Source organism: Gracilibacillus pellucidus (genome assembly GCF_033949965.1).
GTDB lineage: Bacteria > Bacillota > Bacilli > Bacillales > Amphibacillaceae > Gracilibacillus > Gracilibacillus pellucidus.
The window spans coordinates 1-866 of sequence record NZ_JAWZSR010000030.1 but is presented as its reverse complement, the minus strand read 5'-3'; the positions used below and the strand labels follow the sequence as shown (position 1 = coordinate 866).

The following is an 866-nucleotide window of genomic DNA, read 5'->3' as shown; positions in this document are numbered from 1 at the left end:
TTATTGATTAATTGCCGGAGAAAACACGGGATTTTAATCCCGTGATGAATCCGGCCTTTTTTTGTTTTTTTGCTTGTTCCCCCCTTCTTTCTTAAACATATGTTTGATATAATCTTAAAAAGAAAGGAGGGAACAAATGTGCTAAAAGGGATCAAATTAAGACTCTATCCTAATAGAACACAACAAAACCAGCTTGAGCAGATGTTTGGCAATGATCGCTTTGTTTGGAATCAAATGCTGGCCATGATGAATGAGCGCTATCAGAATAATAAAGCTTTGCCTTTTTTAGGCAAGTTCAAGCTGAATTATCTGCTTAAGCCGCTTAAAAAAGAATATCCTTTTTTGAAAAACAGCGATTCTTCAAGCTTGCAGGTAGTTAATGAATTCCTAACTCAATCTTGGAAGAACTTCTTTCAAGATAAAAGTGGTCAAATTGGCAAGCCTCGTTTTCATTCACGCAAGTATCTGAAAAAGTCTTATACAGGCAAGTCAATCATAAAAACTGCAGGTAAAAGGTACTTGAAGATTCCTAAATTAGGCTATGTCAAAACCAGCAAGACTGGAGTTTTGCAAAACACTAAGATTAAGCGCTACACTGTTCTGCTTGAACCAACAGGAAAGTATTATTTGTCTCTACAAGCTGAAATACCTGAACCAGAGAAGTACAGCTTAACTGGCAAACGAGTTGGGATTGATGTTGGCGTGGCTGATTTAGCAATTCTGTCTAATGGGCTAAAATATCCTAGTTTTGACAGTTCTTATTTTGAAAAGAAAGCCAAAGTCTGGCAAAGAAAATATGCTCGTCGCAGACATTTAGCTAAATTATTAGTTTTGCAAGACAGGAATAAAAAGGTGCTTTGTCCTAG

The 866-nt window shown here is 36.6% G+C and carries 1 protein-coding gene; it reads left to right on the top strand.

What is annotated here, in order from left to right:
* Positions 1-138: 138 nt before the first annotated feature.
* A partial coding sequence (locus SH601_RS17575) for a transposase (RefSeq protein WP_319959629.1) occupies positions 139-866 on the top strand: 728 nt, incomplete at its 3' end.